The organism is Bremerella cremea (assembly GCF_039541315.1).
Classification (GTDB): domain Bacteria; phylum Planctomycetota; class Planctomycetia; order Pirellulales; family Pirellulaceae; genus Bremerella; species Bremerella cremea.
The window spans coordinates 690,670-711,717 of sequence record NZ_BAABFZ010000005.1 but is presented as its reverse complement, the minus strand read 5'-3'; the positions used below and the strand labels follow the sequence as shown (position 1 = coordinate 711,717).

20 protein-coding genes and 1 pseudogene are annotated in these 21,048 nt (G+C 56.7%); 16 read left to right on the top strand and 5 right to left on the bottom strand.

Annotated elements, in window-relative coordinates:
• Positions 1–53: 53 nt before the first annotated feature.
• The 4 genes from queA (at position 54) to ABD890_RS19775 (ending at position 3,829) form a co-directional block, all read left to right on the top strand.
• The gene (gene queA, locus ABD890_RS19790; RefSeq protein ID WP_345093812.1) at positions 54–1,100 is read left to right on the top strand and encodes a tRNA preQ1(34) S-adenosylmethionine ribosyltransferase-isomerase QueA; all 1,047 of its coding nucleotides are present in this window, start codon (positions 54–56) and stop codon (positions 1,098–1,100) included.
• Between the two features lie 306 nt (positions 1,101–1,406).
• Positions 1,407–2,027, top strand: coding sequence for a phosphoesterase (locus tag ABD890_RS19785; RefSeq protein WP_345093810.1), 621 nt, complete (start codon positions 1,407–1,409; stop codon positions 2,025–2,027).
• Between the two features lie 119 nt (positions 2,028–2,146).
• Positions 2,147–3,325, top strand: a complete 1,179-nt coding sequence (locus ABD890_RS19780) for a cysteine desulfurase family protein (protein WP_345093808.1) — start codon at positions 2,147–2,149, stop codon at positions 3,323–3,325.
• 171 nt (positions 3,326–3,496) lie between these two features.
• Entirely contained in the window at positions 3,497–3,829 is a 333-nt protein-coding gene (locus ABD890_RS19775; protein WP_345093806.1) for a HesB/IscA family protein, read from the top strand.
• Positions 3,830–3,924: 95 nt separating this feature from the next.
• Here ABD890_RS19775 and ABD890_RS19770 read toward each other — a convergent pair whose 3' ends face one another.
• Both ABD890_RS19770 and ABD890_RS19765 read right to left on the bottom strand, forming a co-directional pair.
• Complete coding sequence (locus ABD890_RS19770; protein ID WP_345093804.1) at positions 3,925–4,980, bottom strand: linear amide C-N hydrolase; 1,056 nt, start codon at positions 4,978–4,980, stop codon at positions 3,925–3,927.
• A gap of 144 nt (positions 4,981–5,124) precedes the next feature.
• Positions 5,125–6,099 (bottom strand): phosphoglycerate dehydrogenase, encoded by a 975-nt coding sequence (locus ABD890_RS19765; protein WP_345093802.1) that lies wholly within the window; start codon positions 6,097–6,099, stop codon positions 5,125–5,127.
• A 121-nt stretch (positions 6,100–6,220) separates the two neighbouring features.
• Between ABD890_RS19765 and cbiE the strand changes: the two genes are divergently transcribed.
• Both cbiE and ABD890_RS19755 read left to right on the top strand, forming a co-directional pair.
• Complete coding sequence (gene cbiE, locus ABD890_RS19760) at positions 6,221–7,474, top strand: precorrin-6y C5,15-methyltransferase (decarboxylating) subunit CbiE (RefSeq protein ID WP_345093800.1); 1,254 nt, start codon at positions 6,221–6,223, stop codon at positions 7,472–7,474.
• A 39-nt stretch (positions 7,475–7,513) separates the two neighbouring features.
• Complete coding sequence (locus ABD890_RS19755) at positions 7,514–8,389, top strand: glycerophosphodiester phosphodiesterase (protein ID WP_345093798.1); 876 nt, start codon at positions 7,514–7,516, stop codon at positions 8,387–8,389.
• Between the two features lie 24 nt (positions 8,390–8,413).
• Here the strand turns inward: ABD890_RS19755 and ABD890_RS19750 are convergent, their stop codons facing one another.
• Complete coding sequence (locus tag ABD890_RS19750) at positions 8,414–8,926, bottom strand: hypothetical protein (RefSeq protein ID WP_345093796.1); 513 nt, start codon at positions 8,924–8,926, stop codon at positions 8,414–8,416.
• 217 nt (positions 8,927–9,143) lie between these two features.
• Between ABD890_RS19750 and ABD890_RS19745 the strand changes: the two genes are divergently transcribed.
• Positions 9,144–9,932: a PIG-L family deacetylase gene (locus ABD890_RS19745; protein ID WP_345093794.1), complete on the top strand. Its 789-nt coding sequence runs from the start codon at positions 9,144–9,146 to the stop codon at positions 9,930–9,932.
• Here the strand turns inward: ABD890_RS19745 and ABD890_RS19740 are convergent.
• Both ABD890_RS19740 and ABD890_RS19735 read right to left on the bottom strand, forming a co-directional pair.
• Positions 9,890–10,846 (bottom strand): RluA family pseudouridine synthase, encoded by a 957-nt coding sequence (locus ABD890_RS19740; protein WP_345093792.1) that lies wholly within the window; start codon positions 10,844–10,846, stop codon positions 9,890–9,892. The genes ABD890_RS19745 and ABD890_RS19740 overlap by 43 nt on opposite strands.
• Before the next feature lie 124 nt (positions 10,847–10,970).
• Positions 10,971–12,062, bottom strand: coding sequence for a tetratricopeptide repeat protein (locus ABD890_RS19735; protein WP_345093790.1), 1,092 nt, complete (start codon positions 12,060–12,062; stop codon positions 10,971–10,973).
• 236 nt (positions 12,063–12,298) lie between these two features.
• On the opposite strand from ABD890_RS19735, the gene mch reads away from it, so the two are divergent.
• From mch to ABD890_RS19695, 9 genes and pseudogenes are all read left to right on the top strand, one after another.
• Positions 12,299–13,255 carry a methenyltetrahydromethanopterin cyclohydrolase gene (mch, locus tag ABD890_RS19730; protein ID WP_345093788.1) on the top strand — a complete coding sequence of 319 codons (957 nt, stop codon included), beginning with the start codon at positions 12,299–12,301 and terminating at the stop codon, positions 13,253–13,255.
• The gene (locus tag ABD890_RS19725) at positions 13,252–14,139 is read left to right on the top strand and encodes an ATP-grasp domain-containing protein (RefSeq protein ID WP_345093787.1); all 888 of its coding nucleotides are present in this window, start codon (positions 13,252–13,254) and stop codon (positions 14,137–14,139) included. Before mch ends, ABD890_RS19725 begins: the two co-directional genes overlap by 4 nt.
• Positions 14,140–15,828, top strand: a complete 1,689-nt coding sequence (locus tag ABD890_RS19720; protein ID WP_345093785.1) for a fatty acid CoA ligase family protein — start codon at positions 14,140–14,142, stop codon at positions 15,826–15,828.
• A gap of 46 nt (positions 15,829–15,874) precedes the next feature.
• Positions 15,875–15,961, top strand: a pseudogene (locus tag ABD890_RS25545) (MJ0042-type zinc finger domain-containing protein); the annotation flags it as partial.
• Positions 15,962–16,027: 66 nt separating this feature from the next.
• Positions 16,028–16,816, top strand: coding sequence for a hypothetical protein (locus tag ABD890_RS19715; RefSeq protein ID WP_345093783.1), 789 nt, complete (start codon positions 16,028–16,030; stop codon positions 16,814–16,816).
• Positions 16,817–16,843: 27 nt separating this feature from the next.
• Complete coding sequence (locus tag ABD890_RS19710) at positions 16,844–17,845, top strand: NAD-dependent epimerase/dehydratase family protein (RefSeq protein WP_345093781.1); 1,002 nt, start codon at positions 16,844–16,846, stop codon at positions 17,843–17,845.
• Positions 17,846–17,909: 64 nt separating this feature from the next.
• The gene (locus ABD890_RS19705; RefSeq protein ID WP_345093779.1) at positions 17,910–19,163 is read left to right on the top strand and encodes a beta-ketoacyl-[acyl-carrier-protein] synthase family protein; all 1,254 of its coding nucleotides are present in this window, start codon (positions 17,910–17,912) and stop codon (positions 19,161–19,163) included.
• A 26-nt stretch (positions 19,164–19,189) separates the two neighbouring features.
• Complete coding sequence (locus ABD890_RS19700) at positions 19,190–19,441, top strand: acyl carrier protein (protein ID WP_345093777.1); 252 nt, start codon at positions 19,190–19,192, stop codon at positions 19,439–19,441.
• A 150-nt stretch (positions 19,442–19,591) separates the two neighbouring features.
• Positions 19,592–20,983, top strand: a complete 1,392-nt coding sequence (locus tag ABD890_RS19695; protein ID WP_345093775.1) for a phytoene desaturase family protein — start codon at positions 19,592–19,594, stop codon at positions 20,981–20,983.
• Positions 20,984–21,048: the final 65 nt, after the last annotated feature.

Genomic DNA, 21,048 nt, shown 5'->3' with positions numbered 1-21,048 from the left:
CACGCTTTGGATGGGCGTGGACTGTGGATTTACCGAGGAATTCCGAAAGCTCTATGACCAGTATCGACCAGTACGACTACCATCTTCCTTCCGATTTAATCGCGCAGCAACCTTTGGAGAAAAGGACCGATGCGCGATTACTGGTCGTCAATCGCCAGACCGAGGAAATCACCCATCAGCATGTGCGCGACCTGCCAGACTTGCTGGGGGCAGGTGATTGCCTTGTGTTGAATAACACCAAAGTGGTTCCGGCCCGTCTGATGGGGCGTCGCGTGAACACGGGTGGTCGCTGGCAAGGGCTGTTCGTCGAGACCGACGCCAACGGCAACTGGCTGGTTCTGGCCAAAACTCGCGGCAAGATCCAGCCCGGCGAGAAAGTCGTGCTCGAAAATCGCGAGGCTCGTGAAGACGTCGAGCTGGAACTGCTGGCCAACCTGGGTGGCGGCCAGTGGGCCGTGAAGCCACTGAGCGAAGAGTCGCCATTTGCCGTGCTGGAACGTGTCGGACGCGTGCCATTACCGCACTATATTCGTGGCGGCGAAATGATGCCGGAAGACTGGAAGGACTATCAAACGGTCTTTGCCGAATCGCCCGGTGCTGTGGCGGCTCCGACGGCGGGTCTTCATTTCACGCACGAACTGCTGAACAAGATGTCCGCCAAGGGGGTCGATCGGCAATTTGTCACGCTGCACGTCGGGATGGGAACGTTCCGCCCGATCGGTGTCGACAACATCGAACAGCACGAGATGCACTTTGAATTCGGTGAAATCAACCAGGAAACGGTCGATCACTTGGCGAAGGTCAAAGCGGATGGCGGCCGGGTCGTTTCTGTGGGAACAACCGCGACGCGCGTGCTAGAAACGGCAGCCGCGGAAGGGCAACTAAAGCCTTGGAGTGGCAAGACAAATCTGTTCATTCGGCCACCCTACGAGTTCAAAACGGTCGATGTTTTGCTGACCAACTTCCACTTGCCGAAGTCGACCTTGTTGATCCTGGTTCGTACGTTCGGGGGGGATCAGCTGATTCGCCAGGCATACCGCGAAGCGATCCGGGAAGAGTATCGCTTCTACAGTTACGGCGACGCGATGTTGATCCTCTAAGGGAAGATTCAAAACCTCAATTGGCCTGCGATCCTATTTGATCGTGGACCCCCAAAGAGGAATTCTTTCGCTTTTCGTGCGATCGATTCTCCATTATTGGGGTGATTTCCCGTGGTATATGCGGTAGATTTTAATTCACCACCACGAATGCCAATCAGCGCAAAGTGCTTATCGTGACGTGCCGCAGTGGCTGGTCACAAAAAGCCCGCCTGTGAAATTGTTTGGGGGTGTCGATCCCGTGCTAGCGATTCGATACGATGTCCCCTTGGACCCGCACATAGTTTCCCCCACATGGAAGGGTAGAAGATGAGCATCGCAGAAGTCGAACAGGTACTCGTGGTTCCCACCGAGAAGTTCCACGAAATCGGTCAATTCCAGGGATTCAGCGACCAGGTCGAACACTACCTCGACCAGCTTTTGACGCCAGAGCAGATGAGCTTTCGTCCTCGCGACATCATGGAGAAGTCGCCGGAATTCAAGCAGCTTATTCCGTACGTGATCTTCGAGTACGTCGACGATCAGGGCTCTAAGCATGTCTTCCAGTACGTGCGTGGTAAGGGCCAAGGCGAATCGCGTCTGCATAGCAAACGCAGCATTGGCATCGGAGGTCACGTTTCGTCGGAAGACGCACCAAGCGATTCGCACGATCCGTTTCAGGAAGGCATGCGTCGCGAGCTGGCCGAAGAAGTCACCTTCAACGCGCCACATGAAATGGTGTGTGCCGGCCTGATCAACGACGACGAAAGCGAAGTCGGACGTGTCCATTTGGGCGTGGTCTATCTTTGCAAAATCGAGCGTCCGGAAGTTCTGCCGAACGAAGAAGACATCCTCGATGCCGGCTTCCGCCCCGTGAACGACATGCTGACGAAGCTCGAAGAATTCGAGACTTGGTCGAGCATGTGCCTGCAAGCGATTTACGGTAAGTAAACGCCTGCTGTGACCAAGCGGCGAATCTTTGGCAAGTAGCGAGATACGACCTGCGGGGCGTATGATAGGGGGAATCGTTACTTTGCCAGGTTTCTTCGGTACGAAAGCGGCCCGAGCCGATGCCCATCTATTTCGACAACCATGCTACGACGGCTGTCGATCCGCGCGTGCTGGAAGCGATGCTCCCGACCTTTACTGAGGTCTTCGGCAATCCGTCCAGCGTCGGGCATTTGTTCGGGGAAGATGCGAAGCAGTTGGTCGAATCTTGCCAGCAATCGCTCGCCACCCTTCTGAATGCCGAGCCCAGCGAAATCGTCTTCACCAGCGGGGCGACCGAAAGCAACAACCTTGCCATCGCAGGCGTGCTCACGCAGCGGCGTCGTCGCGGTGACCATATCGTGACGGTTACGACCGAGCACAAAGCGGTGCTCGATCCGATCGAGCACTTCGAGCATCAAGGCTTCCAAGTCTCGCGGCTGGTTCCACGACAAAAGGGCGACCCTTGGGCCGGCTATCTCGATCCACAGCAAGTCGAAGATGCCATCCGGCCTGATACCGGTCTGGTTTCGATCATGCTGGCCAACAACGAGATTGGTGTAATCCATCCGCTGGCCGAGATCGGAGCGATCTGCAAACAGGCCGGCGTGCTGCTCCACTGCGATGCCACGCAGGCGGTCGGCAAGATTCCGGTCGATGTCCAGAAGTTGGGCGTCGACCTGATGAGCTTCTCAGCCCATAAGATTTATGGGCCGAAGGGTGTCGGGGCATTATATGTCCGTAAGTCAGGACCCCGCGTGCGGCTTCAGCCGGCGATCCTGGGTGGTGGCCAACAGAGAGGCATCCGCAGCGGCACACTCAATGTGCCAGGGATTGTTGGTCTGGCCGAGGCCGTTCGGCTGGCGGTCGCAGAAATGAGCGAAGAGACGGCTCGGCTGACGACATTGCGGCAACGGTTATGGGATGGCCTTCGGCAGCGGATCGATGGTTTGCACCTCAATGGGCCCGAACTCGATCGTCCGGAAGTCCGCCTGGCGGGCAATCTCAACTTCGCGGTCGAAAAGGTCGACGGCGAGGCGTTGATGATGAATGTCCGCGAGATCGCTGTTTCGAGCGGTTCGGCTTGCACCTCAGCGAATCCCCAGCCCAGCCATGTCCTACGGGCTCTGGGGCTGTCCGAGGATTTGACCCGCAGCAGCCTGAGATTTGGCCTGGGAAGGTTCAATTCTGTCTCGGAAGTCGAATTTGCCGTTGACGTTGTGTCGAATGCGGTAGATAAACTTCGCAAGCTGATCGTTTGATGCGAATTGTTCCGGCAAAAAGTCCCAGGGACCCTCGTTTTTGGGGTAAGCTACCGAAAAAGGGAACAGGATTGTTTCGGCAAGATTTTTTGCACCCTTTTCCCGGATCAAGGCATCGATAATAATAAACACATACAAGTTTGCGTTAATAACGTCTGGAGTACTCAAAACATGGCAGTCGTCATCACCGAAAAAGCGGCCGACGAAGTCAAGCGAATCCTGGAAGACCAGAAGCACGAAAACGACACCAAGCTGCGTATCGGCATCACCGCCGGCGGTTGCAGCGGTTTCTCGTACAGCTTGACGCTGACGCAGGACTTCGACACGGACAAAGACACCAAGTACGATTTCCACGGCGTGGAAGTTGTGGTCGACAAGAAGCATGCCCTCTACCTGGATGGCACTACGGTCGACTTCTACGATGGTATCGATCGCCGCGGATTCTCGTTCAACAATCCAAAGGCGACCCGAAGCTGCGGTTGTGGTCAATCGTTCCAGGCCTAGTCCTGTACGCGACCGACAAACACACGAAAAAAGCGGCCTTCGCAAATCTGCGAGGGCCGCTTTCGTTTCTTGGTGGTTAATCCAATCAAGCGTTCTTAAAACGGAGCCTTCTCAAGCTTCTCGAAGGCATCGGTCGCGTTACCGCTGATGGCCAATTTGTTCTTGTAAGGATCCAGCTGCAGGACCGCAGCACCCGGCGAGAAGTCGAGGGCCTTCACGTCAAACCAAAGCACGTTCGGGCTGGTGGTCAGTTCGAAGAAGTAACGTTGGTTGGTCAGGTCCATCACCGTGCGATACTCGGTATTGTAGACACCGAAACTCTTGTAAGGGGCACCAAACGGAACCGAAACGTTCCGGGCAATCGCCATCACGTCGGCCACCGCTTCGACGCTATCTTTCGGCTTCGGCAACAGCTTCACGTAGTACGAAGCACGCTGGAAACGGTCGCGTGGGTTCACGTTGCCAGGCAAAGGCAAGTCGCTGCTAGGCTTCGAGAAGTCGAGCTTCGACAACATCTCGAGCTGCTGGTCGTAGGTTGGGTCATTGGTCATGACCTGGTACTGACGGCCATGGTGCACAACCGTCTTGCCATCGATGTATTCGATGATGGCCGAGTCGCCGCTGGCATCTTCCAAGGCCAGGTGAATGGAAGCTTCGCGACCGTGAGCCTCGACCATGATGACTTGGATTTGTTCGTTCAGCGCCAACGCTTCTTCGACGTTCTGGGCATTGTCCAGAATGTACTGAGCCCACAGGCCTGCGTGCACGCCTGGCTTCGAGGCATCACGTTTGCCGTAGTCGGTCGCGGTGAGGTACAGCCCATGAACGCCTAGCCCTTTTTCGTTCATGCCATCGATGGTGCCAATGCCATAGACACTGGTGATGAGGCTGCCGTATTTCGAGGTCCACTTAGCTGCGTTCTCTTTAAAAACGTCCATGCCCGCTAGTTTGCCGCCGTCGCGCTCGATGCCACTCGGAAAGACCAGGATGGTTGGCTCGGTCGATTCGGGCCAGTCCATCGTGCGCGAGCTGAAGACACCCACGCCGTTGTCATTCCACAAGATCCGCGAGCAAGCGAAGATCGTGGGGGTCGTCAGTACGATCATCATGATCGCCGACAAGATAACATGCATGTAATGGATGGTTGTCATTGCTTTTCCTCGGGATGGCCGGGCAATTGAAGGGTCGTTTCCATGGAGCCTACACCCTGGAATTGGCCACGGAGTGGAATTCGCCCACGATTCTCGGCGAATTTATCCCGTTTGCGCGAAAAGGTCAGACGCTGAAACGGCGATTTACCACTTCCAGGTTGGCCGTACCTCGGGATTGACGATATTCTCGGCCGGCCAGCGCCCTTCGTACAGATCGACAATATTCTGTGCGGCCAGCACAGGGATATCGTAGAGAGCTTCGTGATCGCCCCCAGCAATGTGCGGCGCGGTCACGACGTTGTCGAGATTCAACAGCGGGTTATCAACCGGCGTTGGTTCTTCCTGAAAGACATCGAGCCCGGCACCCAGCAAATGGCCTGATTTGAGGGCCTCGACCAGGGCAACTTCGTCGACATGACCACCACGACCGGTGTTGATCAGCACGGAACCTGGTTTCATTTTCGCCAACGTTTCAGCGTTCACGATATGACGCGTCTCAGGGATCAGCGGGGCATGGATGCTCAGCACATCCGAATCACGCCAGAGCCGTTCAAGCGAAACCATCTCGACGCCGGGATAGGGGCGTCCCGATGGGGAATAGGCGATGACCTTCATTCCCAAACCCAGAACTTTGGCAGCAACGCAGCGGCCGGTCGAACCGAGGCCCAAAAGGCCAATCGTTTTTCCATGCAGGCGGGGAAGGGGAGGCTGACTCCATTTTCCTTCGCGGACGGCTCGGTCACGGCGGACCACGTCGCGCATCACCCCGAAAAGGAGGGCTAGTGTCTGCTCGGCCACGGAATGCTGAAGCACGCCGGTCGTGCGGCAGACGACGATGTTTTCAGCTGTGGCTCCTGATACATCGATGGCATCGAATCCGACACCAAAACGGCAGATAACACGCAGGTTCGAACGGGACATTACCTCTGGCGTGTACGGTTCCATGCTGCACATGGTGACTTCTGCCCCGTCCAACTGGGCTAAAAGTGTATCGGCGTCGCTTAGGTCGTGCTGTTTCGGATCGATGAAGCGTACCTCGAACCCCGCGCCGGTCAGAATGTTGTAGTAGTCGTGCTTCGGTTGGTGATAGTGCGGAGCGGTAACGCAAACGGTCGGCATCTCGGTTCCTTGCAAAGGTGGCAGCGGGAGTTCCCCTTGGGTGAACTTTCCACGAATGGTCGCATCTCGTAAAATCGACGCAAGTCTTTTCTACTTCAGACGCTTGGTAATGGAACAATCGGTGACTACGTCTCCCAAAATTTATATTGTTGGCATTGGTGATGACGGTTTCGAGGGGCTGACCAGCCAATCGACACGGATCCTGGGCGATGCTCAGGCGATCATCGGCAATCCGCAGGTCCTTGGACACGTTGAAAAAGTCTCTGCCGAGAAGGTGCCGGTTAGCGGCGACCTGGGCGAGATCGTCGAAGCCCTGGAAAAGTACCGGGATCGCAACGTCGTTCTTCTGACCAGTGGCGACCCATTGTTCTACGGGGTGTCGAAGTATCTTTGCGATAAGCTCGGAAAAGATCGCTTCCATGTAATCCCGCACGTCAGCAGCATGCAGTTGGCGTTTGCTCGAATCAAGGAGAGCTGGGACGATGCTCACCTGGCGAATCTCGCCAACCAACCACTGGAATCGGTTGTGGCCGCCGCGCGCATCTCGGAAGCGATTGGCTTGTTCACGACCGAAGCGATTCCGCCAGCCGAAGTCGCGAAGACTTTGCTCGGGCACAATCTCGATTACTTTCATGCCTACATCTGCGAGAACCTCGGTTCGCCCAACGAATGCGTGACCCAGGGCGATTTGAAAGAGATTAGCGAGCAGACTTTTGGTCCGCTGAACGTGATGATTCTCGTTCGCAAGCCAGACGTGCCAGATCGTCCGATGTCGCTGGTTGGCAAGCGTAAGTTCGGTAACCCGGACGATGTCTTTCGTCAGTCGAAGCCGAAACGTGGCTTGCTGACGCCGATGGAAGTTCGCTGCATTGCTTTGTCATTGCTGGACCTGGGCGAATCGAGTGTCATGTGGGATATCGGTGCTGGTAGCGGCAGCGTTTCGATCGAAGCAGGCATGATCGCCGAAAAAGGAAGCATCTACGCGATTGAAATGGATGCGGAAGATCACGGCCTGATCCGCACCAATATCGATGCTTTCGGTGTTACCAACGTTCAGGCCATTCTGGGGAAGGCTCCCGACGCATGGGCCGACCTGCCTGATCCTGACTGCGTCTTCATTGGCGGAACTGGGCGTCAGGTCCGAGGCATCTGCGAACAAGCCATTGCCCGCATGAAGCCCGGCGGACGCATCGTCTGCAATCTCAGCAGTATCGAAAACCTGGCCGACGTGCATCAGTTGTTCGATCAGCAGATGGATCAGGCCAAGGTGACGATGGTGAACATCTCGCACGCGACCTATCAGCTGGAACGCCACCGTTTCGAGGCTTCCAACCCGACCTTCCTGGTAAGTGCCAAGAAGCCGCTGAAGAAGTAAATCGCGGCCGCTAGATTCTTTTGAGAGAGACGATCGCTGATGTTTGGTTGCCTGCGAGGTTTGAGCCTGGCTTTGGTTGTGGGATTCGCTTCGATCGGAATGGCGGATGAAAAGCCATTCATGATCCAAGCCCACCGCGGAGCCGGGATCGCCCAGCCCGAGAACACGCTCGAGGCTTTCCAGTACAGTTGGAGCCTCGGCGTCACGCCGGAAGCGGATTTGCGGACGACCTCGGACGGGGTGATCGTTTGTTTCCACGATGGCAATCTAAAACGAGTCGTTGGCAACGCCGACGAATCGCAGAAGAGCCAGAAGATCGAGAACATGACTGCGGCTCAGGTCACCGATCTGGAAGTGGGATCGTTCCGAGGCAAGCAGTTTGAAGGGCAGAAGGTGCCGAAGCTGGAGTCGATCTTTGCGGCGATGCAAGGTCGACCAGAGCGAATGCTCTATCTCGATATCAAGACCGCCGACCAGGCTCGCTTGATCGAATTGATTCACAAGTATCAGGTCGCTCCGCAGGTCATCTACACGACCACGCATCCTGAGTTGATTCAGCAGTGGAAGCAGCGCGTGCCCGAGTCCCAGACGCTTTGCTGGAATGGTGGCAGCGAAGAGAAGCTCACCGCCAAGCTGGCTGAAATTCGCAAGGGCAACTTCGAGGGCATCACGCAGCTACAGATCCACGTTCGCGTGGGAGACTTGAAGAGTGATGACCCCTTCAACCCTTCCAAGAAGTTTCTGACCGAGGTTCGGGATGAACTGAAGCAGCGTGGCATCTTGTTTCAAACGCTGCCGTGGGAATGCTCGAACGAAGAAGCGTACACGCAGCTTTTGGAACTGGGCGTCGAATCGTTCGCGACCGACTACCCTGAAGTGACCGTGGCTGCGGTGAAGAAGTTTCAGGGCAAATAGCCCCTGGAAGAAGATTCGACGCGTCTACGCTTCTGGCGGAACGATGTGATAGACATCGGCCATCATGTCGCCGTATTGCTTCGGCTCGTAATAGCTCTCGACGCCGTTCTCTTTGAGCATGTTGTAAGACAACGCGATCGTACAAATGACGCCGGCGGTTAAGCAACTGTGGACGAAGCTGAAAGGGTAAATCGCAATATTGCGAGTTGGCGAGACCAGCCCGATCGCTTTCGTGTCAGCCTCGTCGTTGAAGTCAATTTCGACCCACGCGAAGTCCATCGCTCTGATCAACTGAGAAGCCCAGAGGCAGCCCAGCAAGATCTCGATATCTTCCCCTTCGGGAAACGGATTGCCGCGGTCAAGTTTGATATCGCAGATCGCCTCGTTCACCTTGGCGATAATCGCGTCAGGCGTTTCCTCTTCGAGCGAGAGATCCAAGTATTCTGCCGCGTCTTGCGTGACGGCCTGGATCAGGTTCATGTTCTCTTCGTTGACAATCCCTTCGGTAATCAACGAAGCATCGTAAGGCTCAGGCATGGCATTCTGCTTTAAGGCGGCGAATGAGAAATCTGAAAGTCCGATCGCAGGGCCGCATTGTACACCAGCCGAGGGGCCCCGCATGAGAATCGTAGCACGAAGCAGCCATTTTTCGCCATGCCTTGTGGGATTACGGCGAACGGTGATTGACCTGACGAGCCAAGAACCAAAGACTTAGAATGGAAATCGCAACTTGCCGAAGGAAGAAAGTAGAAGCATGGTCGACGTCGAGAAAGAGTACCCTCAGATTGATATCATCGCCGTGGGAGCCCATCCGGACGATGTCGAAATTGCCTGCGGCGGAACGCTCGCCAAGCTGGCCGATCAAGGGCATTCGGTCGCGATCATCGATCTGACCGACGGCGAGCCAACACCCGGTTCGCCCGATCCAGAGACGCGACTGGCCGAAGCAGCCGCGGCGGCCAAGGTGTTGGGCGTCTCGAAGCGAATCACGCTCGATCTGCCCAATCGCCGGCTGTTCGATTGCTTCGAGGCCCGCGTCGCTTTGGCGAAAGAGTTTCGCAAGTATCGTCCGAAGGTGGTCATCGGCTTCGGCGATCGCACGCCGATGGCGTCGCCCGATCATTGGCAGGCGATGCAGATCACCGACGCGGCGGTCTTCTATTCGCGGCTAACGAAGTGGGACGAAACGTTCGACCACCTTCCGGTGCATACGATCGGGCGGCAGCTTTACTACAAAATTGCCTTCGAGCCGATTCACAAGCTTGACGCCCCGGGAAGCTTCGTCCACGACATCACCGATTGTCTTGATCGCAAACTCGAGAGTGTTCGCTGTTACCAGACGCAGTTCCCACCGGCGAAAGATTACATCTTCGACCGCGTGCGGGGAGCGGCGATCTACCTGGGAGCGACCGCGGGCTATGGAGCGGGCGAGTTGTTCTACACCACGCGAGCCATCGGCACCCACGACATGATGGACCTGCTGTATCCAGAACCTCGCGACTATAGCGAGCGGAACTTGCGCAAGACTTCCAACGTCGAGTGAAGATCGGGCGGAATCGGGGCTTCAAATTCCATCGGCTCGCCACTCACCGGATGGGTGATCTTTAAACGGCGAGCATGCAGGGCGGTGCGACCCAGCACGATTTGAGCGTCTTCGGTGCGAGCGATTTCACCAAGCGTGATCCGAGCACGGCTACCGTAAGCACGATCGCAGAGAACCGGATAGCGAACGTGCGCCAGGTGAACGCGAATCTGATGCGTTCGGCCAGTCTTCGGCATCACTTTAAAGACCGAGAACCCGTCGAAGCGTTCGGCGACCTCGTAGAACGTCTGGGCTTCTTTGCCGGCTGGGTCGTCGCGAACGATCGACATCCGTTCGCGATACCGCGGGTGCGGACCGATCGGCTCGTTGATCATGTCGCGGTCGCGATCGGGACAGCCGGTCACGATCGCGAAGTATTCCTTCTCCGTTTCACGGTCGTGGAACTGCTGCGTCAGGGCCTGGTGGGCTTCGTTGTTCTTGGCAATCACCAGCACGCCGCTGGTGTCGCGGTCGAGCCGATGAACGATGCCAGGACGCGACGTGCCGCCGATATCGCTCAGTTGGCTGAACTTCGCCAGCAAGGCCGCCGTCAACGTACCATCCCAGTGCCCTTTAGCGGGGTGCGTAACCATGCCGGCCGGCTTGTTGATCGCGGCCAGGTGCTCGTCTTGGTACAGAATGTCGAGATCGACTTGTTCTGGCGTTTGCTCTTCTTCGCGGGCATCGATTTGTGGGTAATCGATCACATCGTCCGCTCGCAGCTTATACGACGGCTTCTGAGCTTGATCGTTAACGGTGATCTGTCCGTCGTCGATCGCTTCGCGAACCTGGCCGCGGCTGGCTCGATGGATCTTCTTCGCCAGAAACTGATCTAGCCGTTGTCCGGCATCTGCGTTGTCGACCGTGTATCGCATGGGTTTCGAGTTGCGGTTGTCCGTCTCGATATTTCTGGGGCTAAAACAAATCATGGCCACGAACAATCGTGGCCATGAGCGTATTCTAAGGAGATTTGCCAGCCAGCAGAACTGGCCTGAGAGCCTAGTTCGACTCGTCGCTGGCAGCTTCTTCCTTGGCAGGCTCTTCGGCCTTTTCTTCTTCAGCCGGTTTCTCTTCGGTCGCCGCAGCTTCCTTCATTGGTTCGGCTTCTGGCTTGGCGGCTTCTTCGGCCTTCTTTTCCGGTTCAGCGGCAGCTTCGGTCATGGGCTCGGCAGGCTTGTCACCTTCCGGCTTCGCTTCTTCGGCTGCCTTTTCGGCAGTGGCAGCTTCTTCCTTTTCGGTGAAGCTGGATGGCTTCGGCTGAGCATCGCCAGGGGCGTTCAAGTCCATGCTTGGCGTGAACAACGGGTTAGCAGCACCTGGGGTGGTACCCGTTGGATTGTCGAACATGTTGCCGCCAGGGCCATCTGGTTCGAGACCTGGGATTGTGCCTTGCAGTGGAGCACGATTTTCACGTTCGACTTCCGCGGCGTGAGCAGCGAAGTCTTGATCGCGGTACCAGGCGTAGAAGCTATCGATACCGGCGTTGTCCAGCCGTTCGATGCGTTCTTCAGCGGCACGCGAGGTGTTGGTGTCGGGCCAGATCACCATGATTTCTTCGTAGGACGACTTGGCTTTGCCCAGCGATTCTTTGGTAGCTTGTAGTTCGTAAGCATCGGCCAGACCCCACAAAGCTTTCACTTTCAGGACCGGCAGATCGCTCGAATCGTAAACCTTCTGGAACGAAGTGATGGCACGTTCGATGTCGGCAGCGGCCGATTGCGGATCGCTGAAAGCGACGTCGCTGGCCTGGGTCAGGTTCTGCTGACCGTAGAAGTACTCGGCCCACAAAGCAGGGCGGGTATCGCCGTAATCGGTCGAAATGGTCGCGAATTCCTGGGCGATTTCCTGACGCTTGACGTCATCTTCACCCACGCGGAACGACTGGTCGAGAGTCGTGTAAACGGCACTCCACTCGGCGTCTTCGACCGTGCTGCTTTCCTGATTCAGGATGATGTAGGCCAGATAGCCAAGCAAAAGAGCGAGGATCACGCCACCAATCATGTTGGCGTGAGGCTTGGCCGACTCGAATATTCCTTCGAGAAAGTGGGCCAGGGAATTCTCTTGAATTTCGTGCCGACGTTCCGACTTCATCGCAGATTCAACGCTATTTGAGTGGTTGCCACGGGAAACGCGATAGGGGAAAGACTGCCACTAAAGCGTTTCATAGGAATTGCTTACAAACAAGCGCCTGAGTATAGGAGAACCCGGCAAAAAGCGTCAATAGCGCTCCCCCCGTCCCCCAGACGCCTCGTTGCAGCAGACAGGAAAGAGATAGAAGATGGGGAATCACGGGACGAACGACGCATTCGCACGCAGAGGAGACCATCTTGGAATTGAACCAACGGGCCCATGCCTTGGTACAGCCGATCATCGATGCCCCCGCCGAAGTTGGGGCTCAACTGATTCAGGTCGCTTGCGGGGCGAAAGTCCTGGATCTGGGCGTTTCGTCCGGACTTGGCGGCTTGGAAGCTGGCCGCCTGCTGGCCGAGATCTGCCTGGCAGGGCTGGGAAAAGTCGACTTCACACCCACCACTGGGCCTGGCACACGACTGCAAGTAAACGTCGCCACCGATCGTCCGGAACTGGCTTGCATTGCTTCACAGTATGCTGGCTGGCAGATCAAAGCGGGCGACTTCTTTGGAATGGGCTCGGGCCCGATGCGTGTCAAAGCGGCCAAAGAGCCAGTGATTCAAGCGATGAACCTGGTTGACGACTACCCGGTTGCCGTCGGTGTGCTGGAAACGTCGCAGCTTCCCGGCGATGAAGTTTGTCAGAAAATCGCGGCTGATTGCCAGATCGAGCCCCAGAACCTGGTCTTGCTGGCGGCTCGCACGGCCAGCCTGGCAGGTCACGTCCAAGTGGTTGCCCGGAGTGTCGAGACCTGCCTGCATAAGCTGCACGAGCTGAAGTTCGATCTCTCGAAGATCGCCAGCGGCTACGGCTCGGCTCCGCTGCCTCCCGTCGCTGCTGACGACGTCGTGGGAATAGGGCGAACCAATGACGCGATTCTGTATGGGGGAACGGTCACCCTCTGGGTTCACGAAACTTCCGAGAACCTGCGGACCTACGGCGAGCAGCTTCCCAGCAGTTCGTCCGCAATGCATGGCCAGCCGTTCGAGCAGATCTTGCGCGACGCGAAGTTCGACTTCTATCAGATCGATCCGCTCTTGTTCAGCCCTGCCGAGGTCTGCCTGTTCAGCCTGATCGATGGTAAAGCGACGATCTTCGGACAACATGATGAAGCCGTGCTGGCACGATCGTTTGGCCAGGAAGTGTCGCCGTGAGTTCGATTTCCCGACTGCCACGCATCGGCGTGTTGGCCAACGAAGATAGCTGGTACTTCCGTGATTTGCAGCGAGCTGCAGCCGGCTTGGCCGAAGTCGAACGCCTCGATTTCGGAGCACTTCGTAGCCAGATCGGCGGATCGGAGTGCATCGACGCCGGCGTGAAGATCTCTGGCCAGTTCGATGCGGTGATCGTACGCACGATGCCGCCTGGTTCGCTGGAACAAGTGGTCTTCCGGATGGATGCCTTGGCGGCCCTGCAGCGTCAGGGCGTGCTGGTGGTCAACCCTCCGCGCTCGATGGAAATGGCGATCGACAAGTATCTTACGCTGTCGATCCTTGCCGAGGCAGGCTTTCGCGTGCCCGAGACGCACGTCTGTCAGACCTGGCAGGAAGCGATGCAGTCGTACGAGATGCTTGGGCCTTCGGTGGTGGTCAAACCAATCTTCGGCGGCGAAGGGCGGGGGATCATGCGGGTCGAAAGTGCTGATCTTGCACATCGCGTGTTCAAGACGCTCCAGCAACTGGGGCAGGTGATCTACCTACAGAAATTCATTTCCCATCCCGGCTATGATCTGCGAGTCTTGGTGCTCGAAAATCAGATGTGGGGTATGCGGCGATCGAGCCAGGACGATTGGCGGACGAATCTCAGTCACGGAGCGACCGCCACGCCAGAGCCGATCCCGCCAGAGATCGCCGATCAGGCACGCCGTGCCGTCGAAGCATTGGGATTGGTGATCGCGGGCCTCGACTTCCTGCCGGACGGGGAAGGGGGCTGGTATTTACTCGAAGCCAACGCTGTTCCAGGATGGAAAGGCTTGTCGGCGGCATGCGACGTCGACATCGCTGCCGAGCTTATTCGCTTTGTCGTAGGAAGAATCTAAATGCTCGAAGCCAACGCGGCCGACACGATCTTCAACGTGGGACTACTTCTGGATGAAGTTGCCACGAAACAGCCCGATGGTATCGCCATCGCTGTCGCCGGGAAACGAGACGCATCGGGTAAGAGAAAGTACGACACGATCACGTTCGCCGATCTCGCGAAAGACAGCACCGTCATTGCAGCTGGCCTGGCGAAGATGGGAGTCACGCCAGGGACGCGGATGGCCTTGATGGTCCGGCCAGGAATCGATTTCGTCTCGCTGGTGTTCGCGTTGTATAAGGTCGGCGCCGTCAGCATTCTCATCGACCCAGGTATGGGCAAGAAGAATGTGCTTTCCTGTCTCGATCAGGTCAAACCACAGGGCTTTGTTGCGATTCCGATCGTGCATGCGATCCGTAAACTGTGTGGTCGACGCTATCGCGATTCCAAGTGGAACGTCACCGCCGGACGTCGCTGGTTTTGGGGAGGCCCCACCGTCGACGAACTTCGCCAAACCGATGTCGGCGACTTCCAGCCGTTTGCCGCGGAAGCGGACGATCAAGCCGCGATCATCTTCACCTCGGGCAGTACCGGTCCGCCAAAAGGTGTCGAGTTCCGCCACGAAGGCTTCCGCCGCCAGGTGCAATTCATTCAGCAGCGGTACGACATTCAGCCCGGCGATGTCGATGTGCAAGGCTTCCCGCTGTTTGGCTTGTTTAACAGTGCGATGGGAGTGACCTCGGTCATTCCGGAAATGGATTTCAGCCGGCCAGCAACCGTCGATCCTCGCAATATTTTGGAAGCGGTCGACGACTGGAACGCTACGCAGTCGTTCGCTTCGCCGGCGGTCTGGAACTCGGTGGGGCAGTTCTGCGAACGCGAAGGGTTATGGATGCCTTCGCTGAAGCGGGTTCTGTCGGCTGGGGCTCCGGTGCCGCCGCACGTTTTGAAGCGGATGAAAAAAGCGGCACCCAATGCGGAGATGTACACGCCATACGGTGCGACCGAAGCGTTGCCGGTGGCTTCGATTTCCGCGACCGAGGTGTTGGAAGAAACCTCGGCGAAGTCGAGCGAAGGAGGCGGGACTTGCGTCGGCACACGCTTCAACAGCATCGACTGGCAAGTGATCGCGATCACGGACGAGGCAATCGAATCGGTCGATCAAGTACAGCCGCTACCGCGTGGTGAAATTGGCGAACTGATCGTGCATGGTCCGGTGATCACGCGGCGCTACGCCACCAGTGAAGAGGCGACACGTCGCTCGAAGATCTACGATGGCGACGCGGTCTGGCATCGCATGGGAGATGTTGGCTATCTCGACGAGCAGGACCGATTCTGGTTCTGTGGTCGGAAATCGCATCGTCTGCAAACGGCAGAGGGGGCGATGTATACGATCCCGGTCGAAGCAATCTTCAACACGCACGAAAAGATCTTTCGGAGTGCGTTGGTCGGGATTGGCGAACTAGGCCAACAGGTCCCCGTGGTGATCGTGCAACCGTGGCCTAGGATGTACCCTGACACGCCGGAAGAGATTGACACTCTGCTGGACGAACTGCGAGAGATCGGCAATAAAAGCCAGCTGACGCAGCGAATAGAGCATTTCCTGCTGCACCCGAATTTCCCGGTCGACGTTCGTCATAACTCGAAGATTTTCCGGGAAAAACTAACCCTATGGGCCGAAGATCGGCTCGACTCGGTCCTGCCCCGGTAAACTGACGTTTGCCCTCATCGTCTCACCTTCAAGGCAATTCCCTGCGATGCATCTCAAGTGCCCTCATTGTTCGACCGTGCTCAGTGTTAACAGTCCGGCCGGAACTCAGGTCAAATGCCCTACTTGTCAGGGGGTGTTCGTCGTCCCTCAGGCAGCACCTCAAGTCGGACCGCCCGTAATTACGCCGAAGGCACCGGGCGTGAAGCCATCCAAAAAGAAGGCCGCCGATCCCAATCAACAGCCGACCGCTGAAGAAGGAGCCGAAGGGGAAGAAGAGGCCACCAAGGAAATTCCTTGGGACCTGATTGTGAAGATCGGGTACATGTTTGTGCTGCCGATCTTTCTGGCAGTGGTGTTGTTTGTCGTGCTGGTCTCGGTCGGTGTGATCAGTACCGGTGGCGATGAAGTCGTCAATGAAACGCCTTACGAAGCAGACGGCGTGGCCAACAGCGGCAATCAGATTCAAGAGGTGATGGAAGCTGCCGAGAAGGGTGAGATCCACATCAAATGGATCCCGGCGAAGAACTCGGCCACCATGGAAGGCTTCAAGGTCAAAGTCAATCACGTCGACTGGGGTGAAGTCCGCGGGCGTGACGAGCAAGGCGAACTGGTAACGTCGTCCCGTCCGTTCGTGAATATCTATCTGGAAACGGCCAATCGCTCGAACAAGACGTTCGACTTCAAGAGCTGGTATGGCAACGAATTTACCACCAAGGGTGGGGCAATCCGAACGGCACAGCTTTCGGATGACGATAAGAACGTGTACTATCCCCTCAAGTTTGACGACTTGAAGGATCTGAAATGGTGGACGCCGAGCAAGACGTTCGATCCGCTGGACGAAGGAACCGATTGCATCGTCTTCGACGTGCCTGAGGACTTCGATCCGAACAAGGTTCAGAATCTGTACCTCGATCTGCCTGGCGAAGCGGTCGGCCTGAGCGGCTCGTACCGATTCCAGATTCCCAAGTCGATGATTCAAGGCCTCTAATCCAAGACGGTATCAGGGGAATCCGATTTGAGCGTCCTAGTCACTGGCGGAGGTGGTTTCCTTGGCCGATATCTCGTCGAGCAGCTACTGCAGCATGGCGAATCGGTCCGTGTCTTGGGGCGGCAACGCTATCCTGATCTCGAGCGTCTCGGCGTTGAATGCATCCAGGGAGACCTGCGTGACGCATCGGCTGTCGAAAAGGGAGTGAAGGGCTGCGACGTGGTTTATCACGTGGCGGCGATCGCCGGCATCTGGGGCCTCTGGTCCGATTACTACGGCATCAATGTCGAAGGCACCGACAACATCATCGCCGCTTGCAAGGCCTGGAATGTTGAGCGACTGGTCTACTGCAGTAGCCCGAGCGTGACCTTCGACGGGACCGACCAAAAGGGAGTTGATGAGAAGGCTCCTTATCCTGAAACATGGCTCGCTCATTATCCGCACTCCAAGTCAATCGCGGAACAGTCCGTCCTGGCGGCGAATCGGCCAGGCACGCTGCTCACATGTGCGTTACGGCCACACCTCATCTGGGGACCTCGCGACCAGCACTTGATTCCACGGCTTATCGCTCGCGCGAAAACAGGTAAGCTGCGGGTTGTAGGCGACGGAAAGAATCTCGTCGACATGGTTTATGTCGAAAACGCGGCGTCGGCTCATATTCAGGCGGCTGGGGCACTTCTCGAGTCTCCAGAGAAGGTCGGCGGCAAGGCTTACTTTATCACTCAAGGTGCTCCGGTTCGCCTCTGGGATTGGATAAACGACATCCTGGCCCTGGAGGGCCTTCCCCCGATCCGAAAACGCGTTTCGGCAAACGTTGCGTATTATGCCGGTGCCATGATGGAAACCGCCTACAAAATGGTGGGACGAATGAACGAAGAGCCACGCATGACGCGGTTCCTCGCCCGACAGCTGGCAACGCATCATTATTTCGATATCTCCGCAGCACGACACGACTTGGGATACTCTCCCAAAATCTCGACGGAAGAGGGAATGCGACGCCTGGCGGACGACTTGGCTTCTCGCAGGTGACTTGTCAAGGTTCCTGGGAATCGGTAGCTTGAACGGTTTCCGTTAAATTGCCGAGGATGGGCAAATGGTTGCCACTGCCGAACAACTACCCGATTCACAGCGCATCGTCATCACGGGCGTCGGTCTGACCGCCCCGAATGGCAATTCGTACGCTGAGTATCGTGAGGCGTTGCTCGCAGGCAAAAGCGGTGTGTCTGACTACGAGATCCGATACATTGGCGAAACGCTCGCCGGTATCTGCGATTACGAAGCGACCCGCTACCAGAAGAAGCGCGACATCCGTCGCGGTACCCGTGCTGGCAGCATTGGTATTTACTGTGCTGGCGAAGCGATCGCCGATAGCGGCCTGGAATGGGAAAACATCGACAAGAGCATGGTCGGCGTCTATGTTGGCGTTACCGAACATGGCAATGTCGAGACCGAGAACGAAGTCTATAACCTGAAGGGTTACGACTACGACACCTCGTTCTGGTCGCACCATCACAATCCACGAACCGTGGCCAACAATCCCGCCGGCGAGATCTGCCTGACGATGGGCATTGTGGGGCCACACTACACCATCGGTGCTGCTTGTGCCGCCGGAAATGCCGGTCTGATTCAAGGGGCTCAGATGCTTCGCTTGGGCGAATGCGATCTGGCTTTGGCAGGTGGTGTTTCGGAAAGCGTCCATACCTTTGGGATCTTCGCCGGTTTCAAGAGCCAAGGTGCTCTGGCCGTGCATACCGATCCGACGAAGGCCTCGCGTCCGTTCGATACCCAGCGAAACGGCATCGTCGTTTCGGAAGGTGGCTGTATTTATACGCTCGAGCGGTTATCGGATGCGAAAAAACGCGGTGCGAAGATTTACGGCGAATTGGCAGGCTATGCCATGAACACCGACGCGACCGACTTCGTGCTGCCCAACCCTGAACGACAAGTTCAGTGCATGAACCTGGCCTTGAAGCGTGCCGGGATGAATGCCACCGACATCGACATTGTCAGCACGCATGCCACCGGCACGACCCTGGGCGACCAGCAGGAATGCACGGCGATTCGCGACGTGTTCGGCAAGAGCGAAACCACGTTTATCAACAACACAAAAAGTTTCATTGGGCACGCCATGGGGGCAGCCGGGGCTCTCGAGCTCTCTGGAAACCTGCCAGCCTTTCAGGATGGAGTTTGTCATGCCACGATTAACGTGGACGACCTCGATCCAGCGTGTGCCATCGACGGGTTGGTTTTGAATCAGCCGCGAGAACTTGGCAAAGTCCAGACCATTCTGAACAACTCGTTCGGGATGCTGGGAATCAACTCTGTAGTAATCATCAAAAAGCTGTAATAGACGCTTGAAGGAGCCAGATCGGGATGACGCCAGCGGAAATCCGGGAAGAAATTTTGGACATTTTGCGGGACATCGCTCCGGATGACGACATCACGGATATCGATGATGACAAGCCCTTCCGCGACCAGCTCGAACTCGACAGCATGGACTTCCTCGACATCGTCATGGAACTCCGCAAGCGTCACCGAGTGCAGATTCCGGAAGAAGAATATCCAGAGCTCGCTTCGATGGCCAGCACGGTCAGCTATCTCGAGCCGAAGATGAAAGACCTGTAACTCGCAAGAGGCAGGTCCCACGCAAATCCGTAGGGTGTGAAACCAATGCGTTTCGCGCCTTGGCATGACGATGGAAGCCAATTACGGTGCGTTGCGTTCCGCTTCGATCCACTCCTCATAACCTACGAGCGTCGGAGCTCCATCGTCACGATGTACGATACGATCATTATCGGCGCAGGCATGTCCGGGCTCGCGGCTGGCATTCGCCTGGCCTATTTCGGTCAGAACGTCTGCATTCTGGAACGACATAACACCATTGGTGGTTTGAACTCGTTCTATCGCATGGCAGGCCGCGACTTCGATGTCGGCCTGCACGCGGTGACCAACTTCACGCAGAAAGGCGAGAAGAAGGGGCCGCTCGGGCGTCTTCTGCGCCAACTTCGCTTCAAATGGGACGAATTCGCGCTTTGCCCTCAACTGGGCTCGAAGGTGATGTTCCCCGGCGTCGAGCTGAAGTTTGATAACGACATTGAACTTCTTCGCAGCGAAATCGCCCAACGCTTTCCGAAGCAAGCCGACAACTTCGATCGGCTCCGCGGACAGATCATCGACTACGACGACATCACCGCGGAAAACTACGCCGGCTCGGCACGGACGCGGCTCTCTGAAATCATCACCGATCCAATGCTGGTCGAAATGCTGCTTTGCCCGCTGATGTGGTACGGCAATGCCCGCGAACGGGACATGGACTGGGGACAGTTCTGCATCATGTTCCGCAGCATCTACATGGAAGGGTTCGCCCGACCGCTGAAAGGTGTGCGGCTGCTGCTAAAGAACCTGGTGAAGAAGTTTCGTGAACTAGGCGGCGAGTTGAAACTTCGCACGGGCGTTTCTGCCCTGAAGATCGAAGATGGCAACTGCGTCGGCGTGAAGCTGGACGACGGGACCGAACTACTCGGCCGCAAAGTGGTTTCGTCCGCCGGTTGGTGGGAAACGATGCGGATGTGCGAGGAAGGTATCCAACCACCGCCGAGCGAGCCCGGTCGGTTGAGCTTTGTCGAAACGATCTCGGTCATTAAGAAGCAACCGGTCGAAGTTGGATACGATTCGACGATCGTATTCTTCAACGACTCCAACACGTTCCACTGGGAAAAGCCGGAAGACGATCTGTGCGACGTCCGTACCGGCGTGATCTGTTCGCCCAATAATTTCGATTATCAAGACGGAGCGAATCTCGACGAAGGCTACCTTCGCGTGACCGCCTTGGCGAATTACGAACGTTGGGCCACGATGCCGGAAGAGCGGTACCGCTTCGAAAAGAATCGTTGGTACGATCTGATCAGCGACAGCGTCGTCCGATTCATCCCGGAATTTCGGCGGCATGTCGTGGCGGTGGATATGTTCACGCCGAAAACGATTCATCGATACACTTGGCACAAAAACGGGGCCGTTTATGGCGCCCCGGAAAAACATCTCGATGGCACCACGCACCTCGAGAACCTTTATATTTGTGGAACCGATCAAGGTTACGTCGGCATCATCGGCTCGATCATGAGTGGAGTGTCTGTGGCCAATCGTTATTGCTTGCGGGAAGCAGGCTAACGCAGTGACTCGCGATTTGACGCGTAAGGTCGCCGATCTCGGTTTCACGGGCCTCCTCGTTCGTG